We start from the raw sequence: 3,218 nt of genomic DNA, 5'->3' as shown, positions 1-3,218 counted from the left end.
CCGGCGAAGGCGCCGGCGGGCGATTGATCACGGTGTTGATGACCGTCGTATTATGGATGTTCTGATAGATGATGTTGTTCGGCGGCGGCGCGACATAGACCGGCGGCCTGACGAATACCGGGATCGGCACGAACACCGGCTGCGGCAGCACGAACAGGCCGACCACCGGCAGCGGCGGCGGCAGCACGACGAAATCCGGCGGCGGCGGTGGCAGATAGTACACCGGCGGCGGCGGTGGCGGCGCGAAGCCGAAATCGGGATCGCTGAAATACAACACCGGACGGTCGACATAGACCACCTCCTCCGGCGGCGGTGGCGGCACGTCGTAATCGATCATCGCAAAGGTCGGCGGCGGCTCGGCGGGCGCCGTGAGGATCGCCAGGCGTCGGCGCGCATCCGCCGCATGCGGGCCGCGCGGATAGCGGCGCAGATACGACCAATAGGCCTCCGGCGTGTCGGTCCGATAGGTCCGTCGCCAGGTGATGGCTTCGCGGCGCGCGGCGACGATCGCCATCACGCGCTTCGACAGAGGGTCATTCGGATAGGCTGCGAGAAACTCCTCATAGGCCGGCAGCGTGTCGCGCTCGAGCGCGACGGCATAGGCATCCTGCACGCCGAGATCGCGGATCGGCTTGTTGCGGATGGCGGCGACCTGATCGGGCGCGGCCTCCGGCGGCGGCGCATCGGGCGCACGCTCGAAGAACGAGAATTGCGCCGATATCTTCTGCTCGTTCCAGGGCACCTGCGCGCCCTTGCTGGCCTCGTTGACGCGCAGGCGAACGCGGTCGAACACCTCGGGCAGCGGCAGGCCGCCGGTGCGGATCATCTCGGCGAGCGACTGTGCATAGATGCCGTAGGGTCCCGGCTCCTCCGGCGCCACCGTGCCGGGCGCCGCGTTGAAGGCGATCAGCATGTTCGCCTCCGGCTCGACCAGCGCCAGACCGCTCGCGATCGGCTGGCCGCCCTCGATGAAGGGCTGCGCGCGGGCCGCATCGAGCACGACGATGTCGGCCTTGAGCGGAATGGACGCGAGCTGGCGCGCATAATCGCTGATGCGCAAGGCTTCGGTCGGTATGTCGGTGTCGCGGGTGATGTTGGAATCGACCGGGATGAAATAGTTCTCGCCGGCAAGCTGCACGCCGTAGCCGGCAAGATAAATCATCGCGACGGTGCCCGGGCCGGAAGCCTGCGCCTTCTGGATGAAATCGCGCAAGCTCTTGCGCAGCGTGTCGCCGTCGAGATCGCGTGCGCCGACCACGTCGAAGCCGGCCGCCTGGAGCGTCTGCGCGATCAGGCCGGCATCGTTGGCAGTGGTTGCCAGCGGCGATTTGGCGTAGGCGCCGTTGCCCACCACGAGCGCGATCCGCTTTTCCTGCTGCTGGGCGCGGGCCTGGTCCGGCACCACGCCCGCAACAACCAGCAGAATCGCAAGAGGAAGGCCGATGAAAGCTCTGAAGGTCCCGCGCATTGCCTGCTTGCCCGCCAATATGGTTCAAACGCCACCGCGCATCAAATGCTCGGCCGGCTGAACGGCGCTTGAACGAAAGGCGCGGATTGAGGCGGCGGAATGGCGCGCTCGGGAGGAGCGCACCCGAGGATGGGGCTGTCGCTTCTGACGACAGCCGGGTGGCCGCCTCTGCTCGAAAGAGGCGCGACCAGGTCGTGGGCTCCGATGCTCCGGAAGCCGGGCTCAGCCCTGGGCAAGCAGCTCGACGGTCCCCGTATTCAGCCGATAGATACCGCCGACCACCTTGAGCTTGCCCTGCTCGACCGCCGCGTTGAGGATTGGGGCGGCCGATTTCAGCTTGGCCACGTTGTCGATGACATTCTGGCGAATGGCGTTGTCGAGCGCATTCCCGCTCTGCTGGGCCGCCGTCTTCACCGCCGGCGTGATCGCGGAGACCAGCGAGGGGATGTGCCCCGGCAACGGCTTGCCGTCCTTCAGCGACTTGATGGTCGCATCGACGGCGCCGCAATTGTCATGGCCGAGCACCAGGATCAGGGGCGTGCCGAGCACCGCCACCGTGTACTCCATGCTGGCGACGGTTTCATCGCCTGCGAAATTCCCGGCGACGCGGCACACGAACAGGTCGCCACGTCCGGTGTCGAAGGCATATTCGGGCGCGATGCGCGAATCGGCGCAGCTCAAAACGGCCGCGTACGGATTCTGACCGCCGACCAATGCCTCGCGCTCGTGCTTGAAGTCGTGGCGGCGCGACACGCCCGATACGTAGCGCGCATTGCCTTCCATCAGCCGCTTCAGCGCCGCATCGGGCGAGAGCACGTTCTGCGGTTTCGGCGGCACCTTTGACTGCTTGGCCGATGCGGCCCCGCCAAACGCCGCCGCCGCAAGCGCCGAGGTGGCAAAGAGCATCATGGAGCGCCGCGACGGAGCAACAGGCTGATGCAGATTCTCAGAGCATTTGTCGCACATGGTTGTTGTCCTTCCAGGTTTCCCGCCGAACGAGCTCATCGGGTAACTGATAGCTGCGCGCGAGCGACCTCGAAACCACACGCGAGCCAAATAGTTAAGCTTTGGTTTGCGGCGGTACCGGCAACCTCAGAGCTGCTGCACGTCCACCACGCCCGCGACCGCCTTGATCGCGCCGGCGATCTGCGGCGAGACCTTGAAACGGCCGGGCAGCTTCATCTCCACTTCGGTCTCGAGGTCGAGCATGATCACCAGCGAGACCTCACCGTCGCCGTTGGAGCGCGGCGCAAGTGCGGGACTCCCGACTTTCGGCGCGCCGCCGTTCGAGGCCGCCATGTCGGGTCCGGCGAGGCGCTTGGCGATCGAGTCCAGCGGCTTGGTGTCGCGCAGGAAGATGCGCAGGCCCTTCTGCGTCTTGGCCGCGGCGTCATCGAGCGGCTCGGCATGCAGCACGCGGGCGCGAACGTCCTCGCCCTGAAGCTCTGCCCCGAGCTGCAGCAGCACGGCCGCTCCCGGCTCCAGCACGTCGCGATATTGCGCGAGCCCCTCGGAGAACAGCACCGCCTCGAAATGGCCGGTCGGATCGGACAGGCCCATGATGCCCATCTTGTTCCCGGTCTTGGTGCGCCGCTCCATGCGCGAGACCACGGTGGCGGCGACCTTGCCGGCGGTCGCACCGGTCTTCACCGCGCGCGAGAACTCGGCCCAGCTCTGCACGCGCAGCCGCTTCAGCACGGTTGCATAATCGTCAAGCGGATGGCCGGACAGGAAGAAGCCGATCGCGTCG

The 3,218-nt window shown here is 66.8% G+C and carries 2 protein-coding genes and 1 pseudogene; all 3 read right to left on the bottom strand.

Annotated features, from left to right (window positions below):
- Positions 1–1,468 (bottom strand): caspase family protein (locus IC50_RS07105; protein WP_035702286.1); only part of this gene is annotated, 1,468 nt, incomplete at its 3' end.
- A 222-nt stretch (positions 1,469–1,690) separates the two neighbouring features.
- Positions 1,691–2,434, bottom strand: coding sequence for a carbonic anhydrase (locus IC50_RS07100; protein WP_035702283.1), 744 nt, complete (start codon positions 2,432–2,434; stop codon positions 1,691–1,693).
- A 126-nt stretch (positions 2,435–2,560) separates the two neighbouring features.
- Positions 2,561–3,218: pseudogene (locus IC50_RS07095) on the bottom strand (DNA polymerase III subunit alpha); the annotation flags it as partial.

It is taken from the genome of Bradyrhizobium genomosp. I (2014), from assembly GCF_000261685.1.
Taxonomy (GTDB): Bacteria; Pseudomonadota; Alphaproteobacteria; order Rhizobiales; family Xanthobacteraceae; genus Bradyrhizobium.
The sequence above is the reverse complement of the archived record's forward strand: the minus strand, read 5'-3'. Positions and strand labels throughout refer to the sequence as shown.

Bases quoted from the DNA above. Each gene is read 5' to 3' on its own strand.
- IC50_RS07100 (WP_035702283.1), bottom strand. From the start codon at position 2,434: ATGTGCGACAAATGCTCTGAGAATCTGCATCAGCCTGTTGCTCCGTCG.